The organism is Niallia sp. XMNu-256 (assembly GCF_036670015.1).
Lineage (GTDB): Bacteria > Bacillota > Bacilli > Bacillales > Cytobacillaceae > Bacillus_BD.
The window spans coordinates 1325467-1347311 of sequence record NZ_CP137636.1 but is presented as its reverse complement, the minus strand read 5'-3'; the positions used below and the strand labels follow the sequence as shown (position 1 = coordinate 1347311).

Annotated in this window: 18 protein-coding genes and 1 riboswitch; of the genes, 3 read left to right on the top strand and 15 right to left on the bottom strand. The window is 37.5% G+C overall.

Translation table 11 applies throughout. The features are described 5' to 3' along the window. The first annotated feature begins 118 nt into the window (after positions 1–118). The gene (locus R4Z10_RS06920) at positions 119–1384 is read left to right on the top strand and encodes a M48 family metallopeptidase (RefSeq protein ID WP_338472467.1); all 1266 of its coding nucleotides are present in this window, start codon (positions 119–121) and stop codon (positions 1382–1384) included. Positions 1385–1624: 240 nt separating this feature from the next. Next, the gene (locus R4Z10_RS06915) at positions 1625–2380 is read left to right on the top strand and encodes a GTP cyclohydrolase II (RefSeq protein ID WP_338473180.1); all 756 of its coding nucleotides are present in this window, start codon (positions 1625–1627) and stop codon (positions 2378–2380) included. A gap of 264 nt (positions 2381–2644) precedes the next feature. Here R4Z10_RS06915 and R4Z10_RS06910 read toward each other — a convergent pair whose 3' ends face one another. From R4Z10_RS06910 to R4Z10_RS06890, 5 genes are all read right to left on the bottom strand, one after another. Further along, positions 2645–3331, bottom strand: coding sequence for an ABC transporter ATP-binding protein (locus R4Z10_RS06910; RefSeq protein ID WP_338472466.1), 687 nt, complete (start codon positions 3329–3331; stop codon positions 2645–2647). Next, positions 3328–4968, bottom strand: a complete 1641-nt coding sequence (locus R4Z10_RS06905) for an iron ABC transporter permease (RefSeq protein ID WP_338472465.1) — start codon at positions 4966–4968, stop codon at positions 3328–3330. Before R4Z10_RS06905 ends, R4Z10_RS06910 begins: the two co-directional genes overlap by 4 nt. Before the next feature lie 6 nt (positions 4969–4974). Continuing rightward, entirely contained in the window at positions 4975–6060 is a 1086-nt protein-coding gene (locus tag R4Z10_RS06900) for a Fe(3+) ABC transporter substrate-binding protein (protein ID WP_338472464.1), read from the bottom strand. 506 nt (positions 6061–6566) lie between these two features. Further along, complete coding sequence (gene metH / locus R4Z10_RS06895) at positions 6567–9998, bottom strand: methionine synthase (RefSeq protein WP_338472463.1); 3432 nt, start codon at positions 9996–9998, stop codon at positions 6567–6569. Then, positions 9991–11841 (bottom strand): bifunctional homocysteine S-methyltransferase/methylenetetrahydrofolate reductase, encoded by a 1851-nt coding sequence (locus R4Z10_RS06890; protein WP_338472462.1) that lies wholly within the window; start codon positions 11839–11841, stop codon positions 9991–9993. The genes metH and R4Z10_RS06890 overlap by 8 nt, the downstream gene beginning before the upstream one ends. 396 nt (positions 11842–12237) lie before the next feature. On the opposite strand from R4Z10_RS06890, the gene R4Z10_RS06885 reads away from it, so the two are divergent. Beyond that, positions 12238–12576 (top strand): YmaF family protein, encoded by a 339-nt coding sequence (locus R4Z10_RS06885; RefSeq protein ID WP_338472461.1) that lies wholly within the window; start codon positions 12238–12240, stop codon positions 12574–12576. 222 nt (positions 12577–12798) lie between these two features. On the opposite strand, the gene R4Z10_RS06880 is transcribed toward R4Z10_RS06885, so the two are convergent. The 10 genes from R4Z10_RS06880 to R4Z10_RS06835 all read right to left on the bottom strand — a co-directional run bounded on the left by R4Z10_RS06880 (position 12799) and on the right by R4Z10_RS06835 (position 21631). Beyond that, positions 12799–13860 carry a sulfite oxidase gene (locus tag R4Z10_RS06880; protein ID WP_338472460.1) on the bottom strand — a complete coding sequence of 354 codons (1062 nt, stop codon included), beginning with the start codon at positions 13858–13860 and terminating at the stop codon, positions 12799–12801. A 71-nt stretch (positions 13861–13931) separates the two neighbouring features. Next, positions 13932–14267 (bottom strand): hypothetical protein, encoded by a 336-nt coding sequence (locus tag R4Z10_RS06875; protein ID WP_338472459.1) that lies wholly within the window; start codon positions 14265–14267, stop codon positions 13932–13934. Between the two features lie 111 nt (positions 14268–14378). Then, positions 14379–14480, bottom strand: a riboswitch (SAM riboswitch). Between the two features lie 148 nt (positions 14481–14628). Then, the gene (locus tag R4Z10_RS06870; protein WP_338472458.1) at positions 14629–15108 is read right to left on the bottom strand and encodes a YjdJ family protein; all 480 of its coding nucleotides are present in this window, start codon (positions 15106–15108) and stop codon (positions 14629–14631) included. A gap of 1978 nt (positions 15109–17086) precedes the next feature. Further along, positions 17087–17284, bottom strand: coding sequence for a hypothetical protein (locus R4Z10_RS06865; protein WP_338472457.1), 198 nt, complete (start codon positions 17282–17284; stop codon positions 17087–17089). Positions 17285–17378: 94 nt separating this feature from the next. Beyond that, positions 17379–18209 (bottom strand): formate/nitrite transporter family protein, encoded by an 831-nt coding sequence (locus R4Z10_RS06860; RefSeq protein ID WP_338472456.1) that lies wholly within the window; start codon positions 18207–18209, stop codon positions 17379–17381. A gap of 110 nt (positions 18210–18319) precedes the next feature. Then, entirely contained in the window at positions 18320–19609 is a 1290-nt protein-coding gene (locus R4Z10_RS06855; RefSeq protein WP_338472455.1) for an MFS transporter, read from the bottom strand. Positions 19610–19647: 38 nt separating this feature from the next. Next, complete coding sequence (locus R4Z10_RS06850) at positions 19648–20373, bottom strand: alpha/beta hydrolase (protein WP_338473179.1); 726 nt, start codon at positions 20371–20373, stop codon at positions 19648–19650. Between the two features lie 287 nt (positions 20374–20660). Then, entirely contained in the window at positions 20661–20729 is a 69-nt protein-coding gene (locus tag R4Z10_RS06845) for a hypothetical protein (RefSeq protein WP_338473178.1), read from the bottom strand. A 64-nt stretch (positions 20730–20793) separates the two neighbouring features. Next, entirely contained in the window at positions 20794–20895 is a 102-nt protein-coding gene (locus tag R4Z10_RS06840; RefSeq protein WP_338472454.1) for a hypothetical protein, read from the bottom strand. Positions 20896–21253: 358 nt separating this feature from the next. Further along, complete coding sequence (locus R4Z10_RS06835; RefSeq protein WP_338472453.1) at positions 21254–21631, bottom strand: cupredoxin domain-containing protein; 378 nt, start codon at positions 21629–21631, stop codon at positions 21254–21256. Positions 21632–21845 lie beyond the last annotated feature (214 nt).

Below are 21845 nucleotides of genomic sequence, written 5' to 3'. Positions count from 1 at the left end.
CAGCAACTTCTAAATATATATGAATATATTTGAATATTCATCACCGTCTAAACGTCCTAATTTACCTCTGTTTTTTTGCAAGATAGATAAAAATTTTCAATCAATCAAGGGGGACTCCATGACGTTCAAAAGATTTTATATTGGGTTTACCATTTTTTATTTGATCTACGCAATCATCATAAGCCTGTATTTATTTAATTTAGAACCTGGTTTTGTTCCAGATTCATCCAAAGGGACTGTTGCGGATCCAACCACTTTTATGACAATGAATCAAATTACTGAAGCTCATCATTTAAACCTCATTTATTATTTCACCTTCTTTTTACAAACACCTTTGGATTTTCTGCTTCTGATTTTGCTCATGGCCTTTTCTACAAAATTAAGAGATAAAGCAAAAACTGTTTTTAAAAAGTCTTTTTGGCAGCTTGGTTACTATTATCTTATTTTTAGTATACTAATGACCTTGTTATATTTACCTCTGAACTTGTTCTTTTTCTATCTATCCCATCAATATGGTTTATCAAGTCAGAGCCTTCTTTCAGCACTAGGTGACATGGGAATCTCATTTATTTTGCATATTATCCTTATCGTTCCTCTTCTGTGGCTTTTCTATTGGGTAATGAAAAAGTTTCCGAAGAAATGGTGGCTGGTTACTTGGGGTGCATCTGTTCCGCTCATGGTTATTGCCATGTTTCTCATTCCCGTACTTATTCTGCCTCTATACAACGAATATAAGCCGCTCGAAAACGAGCAATTAAAAGCAGAAATTCAAGAACTAGCCGATGAAGCGGGGATTTCAAATGCAAAGATTCTTGAAATGAATATGTCTAAACAAACGAACACCATCAATGCAATGGTAACCGGCATTGGAAGCAATATGCAAATTGTGATAGGCGACACAGCGATCAAGGAAATGGAGATAGAAGAAATTAAATTTGTCATGGCGCACGAAATCGGCCACTACAAGTTAAACCATATCTATGTCGGATTAGCCATTAGTCTGGTGATCATGTTCTTTGTCATTTTAGGGGGATATCTTTTATATAATTTCTTGATAAAAAGATTTGGCAAGCTATGGGGAATCGAGGGCCAGCAAGATATTGCAGCCATGCCGTTATTACTTTTAACTATGAGCTTGCTCTCTTTTATAATCTCACCAATGATGAATTACGAAATTCGTTATCAAGAGAGAGAAGCAGACCAATACGCGATTGAATTGACACAAAATAAAGATGCAGCTGTCTCCGCATTTCAAACCTTGACAAAAAATATAAAGTCAACCGGTTATGAACCAACACTCATTCACTTCTTTCTCGGAACGCATCCAAGGATTACAGAAAGAATTGATTCTATGGCTGTATATGAGTTGAAGCAAGAAAAATAACTCCCTACTCAATTGTTAATTTGAATGGCCCACCAAAAAAGGAAAAAAGCAGATAAATCGCTTTTTTCCTTTTTTGGTGAGTCGGGTGGTCACAGAGACGGCGCTTTTTTATTCTGGCACTTTATAGACATTACCTATGACACACATGAACCGTCCCCTGTTTCCATCATTATTATTTGAAAATCATTTTTTAAAATCCGGATATTGCACAAAATAAAAACAAAAGGAGTGAGTGATATGGTGGTAGAAGTTAAATTCGATTCAAAGGTCCTTTCTATCTTAGAAGATAAAATTCAACTGATTCGAACTGCAAAGGGGGCCATTTATTTAGTGGGTCCGATTCGGCTCCCTGTTCATTTGTACGGTGAAACGGTTGAATTCAAGTGGTATTGCTGGTTAAATTGCGATGAAGTCACAGAGGATTTTGAAAAAATTATTCTTAAGTTAGCCTCTGTGAATTTAGCTGAATTGCAACAGTCTAGTGTTCTTGCTTACGGGGATTTTGAATACGGTGATGATGCGATTATTCGAATGCATTCAATTTGTCATACAGGGGACATATTTGGAAGCAAGCGGTGTGACTGTGGATTTCAATTAAAACAATCAATGAAAATGATTAAAGAACATGGGATCGGTGCCTTATTTTATTTAGCCAACCATGAAGGCAGAGGCATTGGCTTATTTAGTAAAGCTTTAGCTTATATCTTACAGGAAAATGGTTATGACACAGTGGATGCCAATCAAGCGCTTGGCTTTGTTGATGATTCAAGAAATTATAGTGATGCGATCCAAGTATTAAAAGCATTGCGACGCAAGCCCGTTACCCTTATTACCAACAACCCGAAAAAATTGGATGCGTTAAAAAACTCTGGCTTGCCAGTATTAGGAAGAGAACCATTATGGGGTGATGTATCCGAATTTAATGAAAAGTACCTTGAAACAAAAATTAATCGATCCGGTCATATGAAGGATGACGATACTTGTTGCAATGATTAGTTCTTAATTATAAGAAAACTCTTATTCCTTAACAGCAAAAAAAACTGAGGTATATCCTAATCCATCAAAAAGATCTTGGTTTTTTATAAAACCAAGATCTTTCCGTGTATATGCTAAGCTGTGTCCATAGAAGAAACAAGGATAAACAGCATATAATCAAACAAGTTGAGGAGTAACACTTGTACAACAAATCTTAAAAGTTCGTATCAAATCAAAAAAGATGGCTGATTTACGAAAAAGTTATCCTTTCTCTATGATAAACGATTATATGTTCTGATACTTTTTTTCATTTTCTAGATTAGTAACATGAGATTCACCAATAATAACACTATAATCACATATGGCTTTCACATCATTTCGATCATGTGTGACGATAATACAGGACATGTTCGCTTTTTTCAAAATCAGTCCAAGCTCTTCCCGAATCGATTCCTTTAAATCAGCATCTAAGTTACTAAATGGTTCATCCATTAGCAGCAATTTCGGCTTAGGAGCAAGAGCTCGAGCAAGAGCAACCCTTTGTTGCTGCCCCCCACTTAATTCATGTGGATATCGATCTCCGAAACTCTCCATATGGACAAGCTCTAACATCTCATCTACACGTTGCTTCCGGTCCTTTCGAGGCATACGAGATAAACCAAATAGTATATTATCTCTCACCGTCATATGAGGAAATAGAGCATAGTCTTGAAAAACCATCCCTACTCCTCTTTCTTCTGGATGAATGAATATCTTTTCACCAACAACGCTCATACCATCAATTTTAATCGTTCCTTTTGTTGGCATTTCTAATCCTGATATTAAGCGTAGTAACGTACTTTTCCCACTGCCACTTTGTCCTAAAATGCCGACAATTTCTCCTCTTTCCATGGAAAAAGAAAAATCGTTAATGACTGGTTCCTCTTTTCGAGAAAATGAAAAAGTAAGGCCTTCAATTTCAACGATACTCATTGTTTCACCTTCTTGCCAATTAGTTGAATAATCACTACAGATAAAATACTAATTGCGATAATTAATAGGGATGATATAGAAGCTTCATAAATTTGCTCATCATTGGCATATTGGAAAGTCTTTGTTGCTAGTGTTTCAAAATTAAATGGTCTTAATAATAAAGCCAATGGCAACTCCTTGCAAATTTCAACAAATGTTAAAATAAATCCACTAATTAAAGATCCTTTGATTAAAGGAAGATCCACTTTAAAGAATGTTTTTGTCACACCATGTCCTAGAAGTCTTGAGGCTTCTAGATATTTCGTTCCTATTTTCTCAAAACCTACCTCAGTCGCATTAAAGGCTGGTGCCATAAATCGAATGAAATAACCTGAGATTAACATCACTAACGATAAACTTAAAATAAGTGGTGCTTCTCCTAGTCCCATATAAGAGTAAACAGGAGCCAGCCATTTATCAAGCGATATAAACATGGCAAGTACACCAATAGCGATGATCGGACCTGGAATCGAATAGCCTGAAGTAACGCACTTCGATAGGATAAAAGAAAAAGTAGTATGAGATCGACTTACGTTCGCAACAATCACAGCAAGGATCAAGATGATCACTGTAGATATAACGGCAACATAGACCGTTTGGTAAAGCAATGTAAAAAAGGAAGGATCCCAAACTTTATGAAACGTCATTTTTGCCCAGACGATCAATTGAATAAATGGAATAAGAAACCCGATTAAAAATACAACTCCGCAATACATAAAAGCAGCTAACCCAGCGATTCCTTTTAACTTTACAGGTACAAGCGGCCTTGATTTATTGTTTACCGAATACCGCCGCCCCTGTCTCAGCAGTTTTTCTAACAAAAAGATTCCAACAATCACCAGCATCAGCCAAGCAGCAAGTCTCATAGCAGAATCGACATCGTACATTCTGAACCATGTTTGGAAAATAGCCGTTGAAATCGTATGAATACCTAAATAGCTCGTAAGCCCATAATCTCCTAATACTTCATAAATGACTAAAACGGTACCACCGATAATCGCCGGTCTAGAAAGTGGTAGAACAACCTTAAAAAATACAGCAAGCGGTTTTCTCCCTAACAACCTAGCGTTTTCTATATAGGATGTACTTTGGCTTTCAAGAAAGGCTCTTGTAATCAAATACACATAAGGAAATAAAAATAGAGTAAAAATAAAAACCGCTCCACTTATCCCTGAAACTGTTAACCACTCCGGATCGATCTGATAATCAAAGTGATTCCTTAACGTTGTTTGAACGACTCCCGTATACCCTAACATCGTTCGATACGTATAAGCAGCTATAAACGTTGGAATCGTTAGTGGCAGCATTAATCCCCAACGGAAAAATCGTTTAAAAGGAAAATCATATGCTGCAATTAACCATGCCAAGGTCACTCCCAAAAGGGCTGTAAAAATCCCTGTTAAACCTACAAGCATCACGGTATTAAACACATAATGTTTCAGCAAATACTGACGAATTTGCAGCCAATTTTCATTAGGCTCTTGAAAAATAGAGGAGAAAACAAAAAGGATAGGCAGTAGAATAACTACTGCCCCAACTAAACTAATGATCCACCAACCATTAAACTCTTTTTTTATCGTACGTTTGATATAATTCACCTTCTATTACTTCCAGCCTGTTTTATTAAAGATCTCAATCGCCTTTTGATTGTGTTCTCCTAAAGTATCAAAGTTTAGTTCTTGCATTTTGAAGTCTCCCCAGTTTTCTAGCAATTCTGGTTTAGCTGCCTTAGGGTTTACTGGAAACTCATAATTCGTAGCTGATAAGAATTCTTGTGCAGGGACACTTGTCATATACTCAATAAGCTTAATCGCATTTTCTTGATTTTTACTGTGTTTCGTTAAACCGATTCCGCTAATATTTACATGGGTACCATTTGTTTCTTGGTTCGGGAAAAAGACTCCAATTTGATCTGCCACTTTTCTTTCTTCAGGATCTTCCGAATTTGCTAAAAGTCCCACATAATAAGTATTCATAATAGCCACATCACCAGTACCGGCAGCGATTGCTTTTGCTTGGTCACGGTCACCACCATCTGGCTGGCGGGCAAAATTATTTACGATTCCTTGTGCCCATTGTTCTGCTTTATCTTCCCCATTTAATTCAATAAAAGAAGCAAGTAATGATTGATTATATAAACTTGTTGAAGAACGAACAAGTACTTTACCTTTCCATTTATCGCTTGCTAAATCCTCATATGTAGAAAGGTCCTCAGGTTTTACTCTGTCCTTAGAATAAGCAATGATACGTGCTCTTGTTGCCAATCCAATCCACTGATTATCAGCATCACGGAAGTTTTCAGGAACATTTTCATTAATAATATCTGATTTAGCCGGTTGTAAAATACCATTTTGCTTTGCGTTAGCAAGAACTCCACCATCGACGGTTATAAATAAATCGGCTTGTGTGCTTTCGCCTTCACGTTTAATTCTTTCAATAAGCTCTTCAGCTTCCCCTTTTACCACATTAACTTTAATGCCTGTTTCTTCTGTAAACTTATTAAAGATTTCTTCATCTGCTTCATAATGTCTTGCCGTGTAGATATTTACTTCTTGATTTTCAGTTGTTTTCGGTTTAGATGTTGCCTCTTTCCCTTCTGAATTATTTTCGTTTGCAGCACCACAACCGGCTAAACCAATCGTAAGTGCGGCACTAACTAGTAAAGGCTTAAATAATTTTGATAGATTCATTTTTTCTCCCCCTTCTCATTTTCAATTCGATGATATTGAGAATCACTCTCAATTGATATTTTTATTTTACTACCCTATATACCCAATGTCAATAACAAATTAAAGAATTTTGAATATTTTATCAAAAAATGTAGATTTCGGTTAGATGGTGTTCTATTTCTATTTAGCGCTATTATTTAAGCCTTTAAATTTATGTTGAACTTTTTTATTCTCAAATTCTCTACACGATATTTTCCCCTTCCTTGGATCATGCTTTTATCTAAATCAACTATGACAAAACAAAATAGCAGAAACAAATTTGAGTAAAAAATTTGTTTCTGCTATTTTATATGAATGATTATGTTATTCTCAGTATTCTACTAGTGTTCGCACCTTTAAAGGGCACGCCTTAATGTACTACTTATTTGGAGAGCCACTGTGACAGTGAAAGTAATCGATTGGCATTCGTGATACATTCAGTGGAACAAGATACTTCGGGGTGTCACAGTGACGGCGGTTCGACGTTATTATACATTAAAGTATCTAGCATCTGGGTGTGCAAAAACAATGGCTGATACACTAGCTTCAGGTTCCATCATAAATCCCTCTGTTAGATTGACACCGATTTGTTCTGGGTTTAATAATTTAAATAGTTTTTCTTGATCTTCTAAATTTGGACAAGCCGGATAGCCAAATGAGAAGCGTTGTCCTTGATATTTAGCCGCGAAGCGATCGCGCATCGTAAAATCGGTCGCATCAGGGAATCCCCATGCATCGCGAATTTCCTGATGGATTCGTTCAGCAAATCCTTCTGCAAGCTCTAATGCGGTTGATAGTATTGCATGGCTTTCTAAAAACTGGCCTTTATTTTTATATTGATCTGAAATTTCCCTCGCCCCATGCCCTGCTGTTACAACCATTAAGGCGACATAATCCATCTCTCCGCTTTCTACTGGCTTTAAAAAGTCAGCTAAACATAAAAACGGTGCGTCTTGTTGACGAGGGAAATGGAATCTCTCAATTTCTGTTTTCGCATCTTCCGGATCATAGATGATCACATCATCCCCATGGGCTTGCGCTGGAAAGAATCGGTACATACCAGATGGTTTTAACACTTTTGACTCTAAGAAACTCGTGACCAAATCATACAATTCGGTAGCACGAACGTCACCCTCTGCCAGTAGTTTTTCAACGTTTCCTCTTAACCCTAAATGGTGACCAATTAAAGTACGCATATTCACATAAGGTTGTAGATGGGCCACGGAATAATTTTTTAATACATGCATTTTTAAATCTTTCGGAATAAACACAGGTGCGTCTGAAAGAGTGCGAGCTTTCTTTTTACTGACGGGTTTATTTGGTAGCGCTGCAATTTTTTCAGCATTAAGCAAGCGTTGTTCTCTTGCATCTTGAAGTTCTTGCAGTAGTACTCCACGTTCATTTGGATCCATTAAACGATTGGCCTGGTCTAAACCTTGCATGGCATCTTTCGAATAAATAACCGGTCCATCGTATTCTGCCGCAATTTTCGTCTCGGTAAAACGTTTTGATAAAGCAGCTCCGCCTACTAGAATAGGAACATCAATGTTTGCCTCTTTGAAATCTTGTGCAGTTAACACCATTTGTTGGGCAGATTTTACAAGTAAACCCGACAATCCAACAAAATCAGGCTTTTCCGCTCTTACTGCTTCAATTAATTGGGCTGGTGTAACTTTAATCCCTAAATCCACGACTTTATAGCCATTATTGCTTAAAATAATGTCCACCAAGTTTTTCCCAATATCATGAACATCCCCTTTGACGGTTGCAAGGACCATTTTCCCTTTCCCAGCACTATCATCCTTTTTTTCCATGAATTGTTCTAAATGGGCAACTGCTGCTTTCATCACGCCTGCACTTTGCAATACTTCTGCTACAATTAATTCATTATTATTGAATAGGCGGCCTACTTCAGACATCCCAGCCATTAATGGACCATTAATAATATCTAACGGTGTGTCAAAGATCTTTCTTGCCTCTTCCAAATCAGGAATTAACCCTTCTTTAGTTCCTTCCACAATGTAATAGGCCAATCGTTCTTCAACCGTTGCCGGGATATTCGCCACTTTCTTTTCTTTTTTCTTACCTCGATAAAAGTCGGTAAATTTCGCAAGGGTGTCATCATTTGTATTAAAAATTAAATCATTTGCCAATTTAATTTCTTCTTCAGGAATTGAAGCATAACGTTCTAACTTTTCCGTATTGACAATCGCATAGTCTAAACCTGCTTGCGTACAGTGATATAAATAGACGGCATTTAACACTTCTCGACCGACCGGAGGTAGACCGAATGAAACGTTACTAACACCTAATACGGTTAACGCATTGGGGAATCTTTCTTTAATCAACCGGATTCCCTCAATCGTTTCTTCAGCAGCACCAATATATTGTTCATCCCCTGTTCCAACAGGGAATACTAATGGGTCGAAAATAATATCCTCTGGAGCCAGCCCCCATTTTTCAGTTAACAACTGATAGGAACGCTCAGCAACTTGTAATTTACGTTCTCGATCCACCGCCATCCCTACTTCATCAATGGTTCCAACAACGACCGCTGCGCCGTATTTTTTTACAATGGGCATAACCGCATCGAAACGTTCTTCCCCATCTTCTAAGTTAATTGAGTTGATAATGGCCTTCCCTTGTGAAAATTTAAGCGCTTCTTCAATCACACGTTCATCGGTTGAATCAATAACAAGTGGCACTTTTACCTTTTTCACGACTTCTTGCATAAAGTTGCGCATATCTTCCAATTCGTCGCGGTCTGGATTGGCTAAGCAAATGTCAATGACATGAGCTCCATTTTTTACTTGGGCTCTAGCAATTTCAGCCGCTTCTTCGAACTTCCCATCGATAATTAATTGTTTAAATTTGCGTGAACCAATCACATTTGTACGTTCGCCAATAAATAACGGACGCATAGAGTCGTCATATAGCAATGGATCGATTCCTGCTACGACATGCCCATGTGGATGTTCTAGACGTTTTCTCGGTTCAAAATCTTTTACTGCATCATGGATGGCTTTAATATGTTCTGGTGTCGTACCGCAACAGCCGCCGACAATATTTAACCACCCTTTTTCAGCAAAACCTTTTAACTTTATCGATAAAGATTGGGGCGATTCATGGTAATGACCTTCTTCATCTGGTAAACCAGCATTTGGGTAACAGCTAATATAGCTTGTTGACAGTTCAGCCAATGAACGAATATGATCCGTCATAAACTCGGGACCTGTCGCACAGTTTAAACCAATTGAGATCGGATTAATATGTTCAATGGAAATATAGAATGCTTCAATCGTCTGTCCTGCAAGCGTCGTTCCCATCGGCTCAATTGTTGCTGAAACCATGATTGGCAACTCTTTGCCTGTTTCATTAAAGGCTCGATTGACACCAAGTGTTGCCGCTTTTACATTGAGCATATCTTGGCTCGTTTCCAGTAAAAGTAAATCGGCACCACCCTCAATTAGAGCTTTTGCTTGGATGTAAAAATTTTCAGACAGTTCATCAAATGCAATTCCACCAGTCACTGATAACGTTTTAGTTGTTGGACCGATCGCACCTGCTACGAAACGAGGCCAATCTGAAGTTGAATATTCTGAGGCTGCCTCAACCGCTAACTGCACGGCACGTTTATTAATTTCCTCTGCTTTATCACCTAGGCCGTATTCATTTAATACAAGAGGAGTTCCACCAAATGTATTTGTACTAATAATGTCAGCACCCGCTTCTAAATACTGACGATGAATTTTCGAAATAACATCTGGTCGAGTTAACACTAGATTTTCATTACAGCCGTCTAATTCTTCCCCACCGAAGTCATCTGCTGTTAAATTCTCATTTTGAAGCATGGTCCCCATTGCACCATCAAAAATTACGATCTTTTTCTGTAATTGTTCTTCTATAAGATGATTACGCATTCACTTGTACTCCTTTATTCTGCTTATCAAGTTGTTTAATATATTGCAAGAGTTCCACGGTCATTTCGTAACGTAAGAAAGGGGTAATTAAATAAATGCCATTGAAGTACTTCACTGCCGTATCAAGCAACTCTCTTGCGATTGAAACGCCTTCTTTCGCTTCTCTCTCTTTATCTCCTTGGCAAGCCTTCATTCGTTCGAGCACTTCATCTGAAAGCTTTATTCCTGGAACTTCGTAATGGATAAACTCTGAACCTCTAAAACTAACTAAAGGCATTATACCAATATAGATCGGTGCTTTTAAATGTTTTGTGGCTTCGTAAATGTCAACAATTTTTTCTTTTGAGTAAACAGGTTGAGAAATAAAGTAATCGGCCCCATGCTCGATTTTCTTTTCAAGTCGACTAACAGCACGGTCTAGCGCACGAACGTTAGGGTTAAAGGCCGCAGCAACCGAGAAATTCGCTTTTTTACGCAAGGCTTTTCCAGAAAAAGAAATTCCTTCATTAAGCTGCTTAATGAGCGAAATTAACTCCATTGAGGATACGTCATATACACTCGTTGCACCTGGGAAATCGCCAACTTTTGTTGGGTCCCCTGTTATCGCTAAAATATCATGAAGACCTAATGCATTCAATCCCATTAAATGCGATTGTAATCCAATTAAATTTCGATCCCGACAGGTAATATGCGGCATTACACGAACATCATGCTGAAGCTTTAAAATCGATCCCATCGCTAAATTGCTCACTCTTGGAGATGCTAGTGAATTATCCGCCATCATGACAATATCTGCACCTTCTTGATAAAGGGTTTTGGCCCCTTTAACAAAAGCATCAATTTCTAAGTGACGAGGCGTGTCTAATTCTACGATAATGGAACGTTCGGACTTTACTTTTTCATGTAGTGGCTTTAACTGGCTTGGTTCTGGTTCCGAAATCTCGATTGTCGGGCGGGTGATTTCTTCTTTTTTCTCGATCGGTTTAAGGTTAGCTAGGTGTTTCTTCACTGCTGCTATATGTTTTGGTGTCGTCCCACAGCATCCGCCAATTAAGCGAACCCCTTGATCTCTTAATTGAACTGCCGCCCGCGCAAAATAATCATATTCTGATACATAAACAATTCGGCCTTCTTCAATATCTAATAATGATGCATTCGGATAGGCTGATAACATGGCTTTCTTAGGCAATTCTACTCCTTGAAACGCCTGAATCGTATGATAGGGACCTAAGCGGCAATTGACGCCCACAATATCTGCACCTAAGCTTGCTAGTTCATGGAGGGCATTATTTAATGACATCCCGTTTTGCAAGACACCCGGTTCATGCATGGATACTTGTGCGATAATGGGCATATCTGTCATTTGACGTAACATTTTTAATGTTTCTTTTAACTCTTCTAAGTCATAATACGTTTCAAGCAGGAGCCCATCTAAGCCCCCTTTGATTAAAACTTGTGCTTGTTCACGTATTGCTGCTAATATCTCTTCTAGCGTCACATCTGTTATTCGAACGCCTCTAATTCCTCCAATCGTCCCTAGAACGTATTGTCCTCCATCCGCTGCTGCTTTTTTTGCTAATTTCACTGCTTCTTCATTAAATTTAACCACACAAGATTCATTGCCATATCGAGCAAGTTTAATTGCATTTGCACCATACGTATTTGTTTGAATCACATCTGCACCAGCAGCAATATATTCGCGATGAATCTTTTCGATGATCTCCGGTCTAACAACGTTCATTTCTTCGTGACAAGATTCTAGTCCATATGAATACAATAGCGTTCCTATCCCACCATCTGCTGTCAACACTTGCGTTTTTAGAGCTTCAAGTAACCCCGCCATTCTCATCCCACTCCTCGGATATGAATAAAAAACCTTCATATTAAATTAAATCCAGAAACCCATCCTCTTATTCTCATAAAAACATAAACAATTTCTATCGGCTGACAATTCCCTCAATTACTAATTATTTAACATTAGTGTAACATGGAAAAACGATATAGCGTAACACAAAATATCTATCCATTGATATAGTTTTAAACTATGACTAGTTTTTTTCTTTTACAGGCCAAATGATCTAGGATTACTGATGTATATTTTTTAAGATTATGAATGTTTAAGGGAGCAGATTATTTAAAATAGGCAACAGTATTTTTATAGAATGTTTTGATTTTCTTCAACATACCCTCTATAAGATCGTATTTTTTTTCATAGTAACTGATCATTAGGGGTGACGATATGGATAGAGTAGGTAAGGATTCATTTGTAAAGGGGTTTGTGCCACACCATAATCACGGTTCAGTTGATTATACGGGTATAGCAGATGGTCATGTTCATCAGTGTTTAGATGTGACCTCTCCACCGATTATAACTCAAGATGGAAGTCATGTTCACCATACGGAAGGATATGTTGTTTTTGAGGATGGACATGTTCATTACTATAAAGCCTATTCGGGCCCTGCCATTCCAGTCGGAAACGGCATGCATGTACACTATTATGACTTCTATACGTCAGAGGATAACGGGCATCGGCATCACGTAAAAGGAGTTGACCAACCAGCTCCAGGGAATAAATAAAGGAAGAAATGTGAGGAAAGACAAATCGTTCAAAAATTTTTTCATAAAATAGAGTAAAAGCAATTGCCTTATGACAGAGAAAGGAAAAATAATCAGTTGAAAAAACCAGAGTGGAAGCCCATTCTGGTTTAATTTGTTACAAAAATTAAATCTATACGCCTTGTCAAAGACTTGCAGATATAATTCGGGGCGTCCCTGTGACGACAAAGGCCTGAAACCAAATCATTCAACTTTTACCGTAATTCTTGCCACTGCATTATACCCATAACCTTTTCGATTCCAGAATGGAGTATGGGGTTGAATTTGGCCTGATGAATCCTTTGCTCTAGCATAGATGGTGTATTCCCCTTTTTCCTCTACCTTCCATATATAGGACCATCTTGACCACGCATAGTCTTGATTAGATAATTGGTGCACAGTTGCATTTTTCCAGCTCTTCCCTTTATCAAAACTTACTTGTAATTCTTTAATTCTTCCTCTTCCGCTCCAAGCCATTCCATTAATTTCATGCACACCCGTATTTAAAATGGATAAATGAAGGGGTTGTTGGATAATAGAATTAACATTTAAAGTGGTAACGGGAAATTTATCTTTGTCATTATCCTTATAAGGATAATATACATAATCATCCGTTTGGAATGGACCTTTATAACTGTAATCAATGACTTTTATTGTGTTTAACCATTTAACAGAAGCCATAGCATACCAATTGGGAACGATTAATCGAAAAGGATAACCATGTTTATAGTTAATGGGCTTATCATTATATTGAAAAGCGATGAGGGTATCAGGATGCATTGCCTTTTCTAAAGGAAGACTTCTTGTATAGGGAATATTTTCATGAACCCCTGGTTTTTTACCAGAATCAGCTCCCACAAAGACAATTTCCTGTGCATTTTGTGAAAATCCCACTTTTTCAAGAATGTCCCTCAAAGGGACCCCAGTCCATTTTCCTTGGCTGATCGCTCCTTCTTCCCATTGTTCCCCGTAAACTTTAGGTTTAAAATTTGCTCTTTGGTTTCCGGCACACTCTAAAGGTACGATAATTGATTTTGATGGCATTGATAAGATCTCGTCGTAGTGAAAAAAACGTGGCTTGTGCACCATCCCATCAATATGAATCCAAAAATGACGTTGTGACAATAGAGGGTAGGAAAAATGATTTCTACGATAAAAATATTTGATTGATGTTAGCCACTCATTCAGAAAATGTATTGGTGACTCTTGATTTTCTGGATGTAAACTTCTTGTTGTTAAAAATGGGATGTTCTGTTTACGATTCATTTATTCACCTCATTTCACTATTTATAATATTGTCTAATGAGATCAATAGAACCGTTTAGATATTTGACAAGTCACAGGGACTTGTCGAACATAACCGCAATATAATTGCCTTTATCCCGCTTTATCGTCAATCCTTGTTTTTCTAACTCCTTCCAAATTTTCCGATCTAATGCATAAGGACTTTTTTGTTGAAGTTTGTGAATGTCATGGATTGTTAATTGTAAATGATAAAAATGATCATTATGATTGACCACAAATTCATAATGTGTGAGCTTCATAACCATTACCTCATACTGTTCATCCCATTCCTTCAACTGTCTCTCAACCAAGCTGGCTACATGTTTTAGAAATTTCTCTTCGCTATCATTTTTTGCCATTAAACCTCTCGCAAATCCGTTTATATTCATCCTTCATCTCTCCTATTGATGTAGAGTTATCAAGGCTTCCTGCAAATTTTACTACTAGAGCTCCCATGCAAAAACCCCCTCCTGCTGTGGAAGCAAAAGGGGGTTTTCACCGTTTTATCATCCAAAGCCATTGCTTTGCTGGTTGGAGCACCTTACTTACGCAGGTTGCTGTGACGTCATTGAGCCAGATCTCTCAGCCACTCTTGATAAACTATTAAGTTGATAGATTTAGTATAACAGACTTGATGCTTTTTTACAGATTGCAAGACTCCAAATATTGCCACTTTTATTTGTTAAACCTGTATCTGAAAGTAGTGTTGCGGTACTATTGTATGCATGCCCCCTATCCTACTAGTTTTTTTTAAATATTAATCGGTTCTTTTGCTCGATTGCTACGAAAAATCCTAACCAATGCTGCAACCGTTAAAAATATGCCAATGATGAAAAATATGTTAAAAAAAGTATGTAAATCATGTGATGGAGAGTTCGCAACAATTCCACTTATGCCTAAAAACAAAATTCCAAAGAAAGAGAGGTAACCAGCATATCCTTTTTGACTTCGTCTAAACAAAAGATAGCCGATTAAGACCAACAGATGTGTGCCGCTTAATAACATGAGGATAGGAAATGTCGGGAAAAACTTTGCAGCATAAATAAAAAAATCAACGAGTAAAATATCACCGGAATGGATCACTTCTCCATTCAGCCACTGAGAGAAAATCGCTGTAGATTTCCATTCGTGAGTATCTTGCAAAAGATTACTTCCTTCATACCATGCCACGATCGTAGACACTAAAAAAACCATAAAACTTAAACCAAGTTGAATCATGATTTTGAACATCTGCCTCACCTCAATTACATAAATTTAAATTCGGATGGGATCCATCACAAAATAAGTCTTCATTAATCCGACTAATCTTTAAATGTTGTTACTTCTGTATTTTCTTTTCGATATCCTACTTAAAATTCCTTTAATTTTTTTATAAAAGAAGATAAAAAAAAGATCTTATTCAGGGTACCACCGTGACTGCGTTAGTATATGTAGAAACAAAGAAGGTACAGCCTTTTTATTTCATTAAGTTTTGTTTAGTTTTTTTTCAAAAAAATTAGGGAATAATGATATCAAGATTAATAAATATTCAAAGAGGTTAACAATGAATCAAAAGCAAAAAATGAGGATGAAGCACATCACCTTAATACTAGGCATCTTATTATTAAGCCGTAACTCTTGGCGTGACATCCCTAAATATTACAAAAACATTGGTTATGTTAGTTTATTTAATATCCTCTATTATGTTTTGTGTAGAAGACACCTTCTATGGGAGTTTTCACCAATAGGTATGAATTGGGGGCTTATTCGATTTGTACATGTAGTCATCATTACTCCTTTACTGGTGCTTACATTTTTATCTAAATTTCCACATACACTTATTAAACAGATCATTTATACAATTAAATGGGTTATAACCTCATGTATAATTGAATATTTCGTACACAAGCAAAAGTTAATCATTTATGCTCATGGTTGGAATATTTATTGGACCGGCCTAATTTATACAATGATGTTTACATACAGTTTATTATTTACGAAAAGGCCATTCCTTACGTTGTTTTTATCTTTATATTCTACCGTTTTTTTTACAATAAAATTTCAAGTACCAATGAAAATAAAACATGTATCAAGAAATTTCGAATCCTTTGTTGATATATATTACCATAGCTTTTTAGAGGACCTCGTCTATCATTTTAAAAAGTTGGTTCCTTAAGTTTGAGGCGTCACAATTCGGGGCGTCACTGTGACTGCGACTGGTAATAGCGACTGAAAAAATAAAAGACCTTCGGTGAGGAAGGCCTACTTAAAATGCTTTTTAGTAAAGGTAATTAAATAGTTTTTGATAACTAAATGGCAATATGGAGGCGACTATTATACCAATTACAATGGAAGTTGTTGAAAAAACAATACATTTAAGGAGTGAAATTTCACTCCTTTTATATGCGATAATAAATACCTTCATCATAGAAAAGACAGTAATTAGTATAATGATAGCTGAAAAAATACTTGTTAGCATTACTTCCATCTTGTAAGCCCCTCTTTCCAAAAAGTTTATTTCAATACAACCAGGTTATGTATCATCGCCAGGTAGAACGAATAGGACCCTTCCAACTCTTTGAGAACGTTACTGTGACGACGTGGAACCTTTATCAACTAAAAACTCAGCGTAGTAACTCCCTTTTGTTTTGCTACCAGCAAATTGGATGGAGTACCACTTAAATTCTGTAACGAACGCAAACTCTCCTTCTTCGTCTTCAGAAAATGATTTTCTAAATAATTCACCTGCTTTATTCCGCAGTTGAATTGAAATCGTGCCTTCCTCTACCTTAACTGAATACTTTAACTTAACAGCAGTCCCTTGTTGAAGCCGAAAGTGATATTGTCTAACTCCATTAAATAAATGTTAGGTAGCACGACAAGAACGCTGCTTATGAAAGTAAGAATATCCTATATAAGTCCCGATACGAAAGCGTAATATCCCCTTTTTCCACAGAATCCAACCGATTGCAAATATAGTAGACATATAAATAAGTCCAAAAAATATCTGTAACGATTTTACATCCAAAAGAGCACCTCCTCCAAATAAATTTTACCAGTAATCTAAAACGTTCACTTATTAGGGTCGTCACTGTGACAGCGCGGGTGATTATTTTACTATTCGGCCAATTCTCACCCATCATAACATGCACAAAAAAACCATACAATTTGATCATTGCATGGCGAACAATAGGTAGAAGTGATTGGGGTGACTATTGATCCCACTGTTCTATACTCGAACAGCATTCGAAACAATTTTTCTTAGCTTAACAGAAGGGTCATTGTAATAGGCGATTTCAGAAAGAATCTTGTAACCTTCAATACGATTGAATGATTCTCTTGCCTCTTCTTCTGTTTCAAATTCATACATTTTAATATATCGCCTTCTGTATAGGCCGTTATCACCCACATGTATTCGATCCTCCATTTAATTTCGTTAATTTTAATCTATAAGTAAATCTATTTAGACAGGGTTGATCATCAAGCATGGTGCCGAGCACATTTTAATAACTTTCTCTATTCTATTGCTTCGTTTTTAATTGTTTGAATTGAAAAACTTGACCTTCACCAACAACTTTAGATTTGGTGTTCCAAATATATGGAATCCAATAAACCATTCCGACAAAGATCGCACCGCCAATGGCATTTCCAATAAACACGGCAATAAAATTTAAAATAAAATCAGTCCAATCGAAATAACCGGCAAAGATGGCAGCAGGGATTACGAACATATTCGCAACGACGTGTTGAAAACCAATCGCAACAAAGCCCATCACAGGAAACCATATAGCCAAGATTTTTCCGCCAATATCATCCGCTCCATAAGAGAGCCAAACCGCTAGGCCAACTAACCAATTACAACCTATTCCAGATATTAAACTCCCCCAAAAGCCAGGGCTTATCTTGCCTTGTGCAAAAGCAATGGTTGAGGATAAATAAGGCTCGGTCTCCGTGAATCCAGCTACATGCCCAAATAAATATGCGACAAAAATAGAGCCAAGGAAATTACTAATTGTAATCCAAAACCAATTTTTTATAAGAAGTCTTGTTGTTACTTTTCGGGAGAACCAAGCAATCGATACAGCCATCATATTTCCAGTTAACAACTCTCCACCTGCAATAATGAGCAAAATAAGACCAAGTGGAAACACAGCCGCTCCTAATAAACTAGCTAAGGTCCCCCATTCAGGCGGCAATCCAGCTACTACCCGTATATCAAGCAGGTAGCCGAAAGCAATAAAAGCACCACCCAAGAAACCTAAAACAAGCATGTTCACAAGAGGTAAATGGGCTTTTCTCATCCCTGATTCAACAGCAATTTCCGCAATTCTCTGCGGTTGGTGAAAACTCATCTGGCTGATCCTCCTTCTCTGATCTAACCTTATTTTGCTTATTAACCCTTACATTCATGCATGCTTGTCAGTTATTATTCGGGGCGTCACTGTGACGGCGTTGGTGTGGCCTACTTTTTAACTCTACCAGCCCATATCACGACTGGAATGAGCAATAATGATAAAATCCCTCCAGCAATGGATAAGGTTAAATAACTTGAACCTGCTACAACTATTCCGGACAATACTCCACCAGCAGCCCCTGACAACGCAATCAATACATCCACTGCACCCTGTGTTTTAGCCCGTGTGGAAATGTCTGTTGAATCAACAATCAGTGCCGTGCCACTAATCAACCCAAAGTTCCATCCTAATCCCAGCAAGGAAAGTGCAATAATTAAGAGAACCATTGAATCTCCTGGTGCAAAGGCTGCGATTAAACCTGCTAAGAGCAATGTAGTACCAGCAGCAATCGCCATCATTGTACGACCCAGCTTATCCACAAGAACCCCTGTAAATAGGGAAGGCAGATACATAGCACCAATATGAAAACCAATTACAAGCCCGACTGCCCCCAAGTCATGCCCATGATTTCTCATATGAACGGGTGTCATCGTCATAATCGCTACCATGACTATTTGCGTAAGAACCATAATGGTTGCCCCAACGAAAATACCTTTCTTGTTTTCTACAGGCTGAGTTGCTGCCAAATCTCCTTTATTCCTTGGTTCTTGGTTGGTTTCTTCTATCATTTTAGCAATAATGAATGGATCCGGACGAAGCATGATAAAAAGAACAACACCTGCTAAGATATAAGCTGCTGCAGCTAAAATGAAAGGTCCAGCTAGTGATGGAACACCAATCGATTGAGCGAAATTTCCCATCACATTTACCAAGTTTGGACCTGCTACAGCCCCAAAGGTAGTAAAAACCATCGTCATACTAACTGCTGTGGCTCGTTGTTTACTACTCGCTAAGTCCGTCCCTGCATAACGTGCTTGCAAATTTGTTGCTGTCCCAGCCCCATAAATGAGCAGGGAGGAAAATAACAGGAAAACACTATTTATAATGGCTGCAAGGATGACACCGATCGCTCCAAGCCCACCGAGCATAAAACCTGCTGTAAGGCCTGTCCGTCGTCCATAACGTTGAGATAGCCTCCCAACCAATAAAGCGGCTGCCGCTGATCCTAGCGTAAATAAAGCGGTAGGAATTCCAGCATAGGCATCCGTTCCAAGCATTTGCTGTGCAAGAAGCGCTCCAACTGTAATGCCGGCAGCTAATCCTGCGCCGCCAAAAATTTGGGAAATGCTGACAACCAATAATGTACGCCTATATAACGTTTTTTGTTTTTCTGAAGAATGGATGTAGCTCTGCAATAAAGCAGTTTGGCGAGCCTCTCCACGACCTTTATGTACCATCATCTAACCTGCCTTTCTCATAACCTAACTTCGGATCGTCACAGTGACGACCCGAATGTTTTACATAAAAACGTATGTACTTTTTCGTTGAATACCTTGGGCTGACAAAGGTTGCTTGGGTCAAAAGAATCTTCAATGATCTGCAATTCTGAATGTGGGATTAAACGATTCACTTGCTTCATCATTTGAACTCCTAGTTTTGTATGATCTCCTACTAAACAGAGTGTAGGAATATTTAAATGCGGTAAATCCACATTAAAGTTAATTTTATTGATTGCGTTCCTTTGTATTTTAACTTCATCTTTCCTCAACTTTAGCATAACTTGTTCCATCTCTTTACTAGCTAATGACCATCTTTTATATGATAATTTTGTTAACTCTGCCAACCACTTCGAAGGCATATTTAATATCCACGTTTGCTTAGCAAAGATCATGGCTAATCGTTTTAGATAAGAATCAACGGTTGTATCACAAAAACTATTAGATATAACTAATGCTTTAACAAGATCGGGATGAGTGATGGCTAACTTTTGAATTAAAACTCCACCATACGAAACCCCAACAAAGATCGGCTGATCGATCTGCAAACGTTGTAAGACTTCTTTAATATCTTCTATTTGTGTATCCAAAACCTTTTCTGGCAAGCAGTCTAATTTCCCTGATTTTCCATTTCCCCTTAAATCGATTAGAACGACTTTGAAAAATTTTTGAAAATATTCAACTTGCGGTTCAAACATCGCAGAAGAAGCACCTAATCCATGTATAAAAACGAGTGGCTCTCCTTCACCATAACACTCATAAAAAAGATCAATCCCATCTTCCGATTTTTAGTAAGACATTTATTCACATCCTATTGTTCTATTCCTACTATACGATATTAAATCTGCTCTTTCGTTTAATAGTTTCACCAAAAAAGCGATAATCCTTCATTGTTTAACGCATCTCATCGTGGGATTAAACAATTTTAAAAATGTTAAAAATTATGTCCTTCATTCTCTAATATGATTTTGTCTTTTTGATGGAATCGCTTTTAATCAATAAGTAATCGGTATTAAAAGGTTGAAATAGCATAAATGCTGATTTTATTTTCGGTTAATGGATTGGCTAATGAAGCTAATATTCCAGTAAGGCTGAAGTACTACATTCCCTCTACTTTTATACATTTCCAATTGTTTTCAACCTCTTTAAAAGATTGATTTGTTGGTAAAGCATTGGGAAGAACACACAATAGACAGTTCCTCTTCTGTTTGGGTCATTGAAAAAACATTGGAGTTTAAAGCCCACATACGTATTGGTTCCGCTTGAGGTAATTTCACAACAGACAAATTTGCTTCTAAAAATTTTTAATTTCATTTTTCAGCGAACTTATCTGACCATTTTCTCTATCAAACTCTTTTTTCCAACTTGGACTCTAGAATAATCGTTCTTATTCAATTATTTCCAGCTAGATTCCGAGCATTATAACATACCCAAAAAAATATACAATATCAACTTGTACGGTGAATATTGAATAAGATCAAAATTGAGCGGGGATTTCCCAAGCAAAAACTGCACCTCAATCATCCGTTATGTCTAACAATTGAGGTGCAGCAGTTTATCAATATTTAGGAACCGGCTCTTGTCTAAAAAGTTTCTCAGTGACCATTATTGGACAATGACTTTTCCAACCATGCCTTCTTGGACATGATAGCGACAAATCAATTCATATGTACCAGGCTGATCCGGTTTCACAGTAATGGTTTTTTCACTTTTCGGCTCAACTTCAACATCAATTCTGAGCTTTTCTACTGTGAAAGTGTGTTCTTTATTGCCTGTGTTTTTCAACAGCAACGTTGTCGATTCACCTTTAGGAAGCGTGATCGTATTTGGATTAAAAGAGTCATCCCTTAACTCCACTTCTAACGCTTTTGCCGTCTCTATAGGTTGATTTTCGGTACTAGACTGAGCGAATCCCTCTAGTGAACCAATCGTTAACAATCCAAACAATAAAACCAATCCAACGACGTACTTTTTCAGTAACATTCCCATCCCTCCTTTCTCTGCCCTATTTTCTGCTAATTTACAAATATTATCCAAACAAAAAGTTACGGGTCGTCGCTGTGACGCCCCGAACGAACCAGAAAAAAATCAGCATCTTTTACCTCAGCAGCAATAGCTGAATAATAACGCCACACGTCCTTCCCAACTACTACTAAATCGTTCTTTATTCTTATTCAAATGGGCTCTTCCTAAGGTA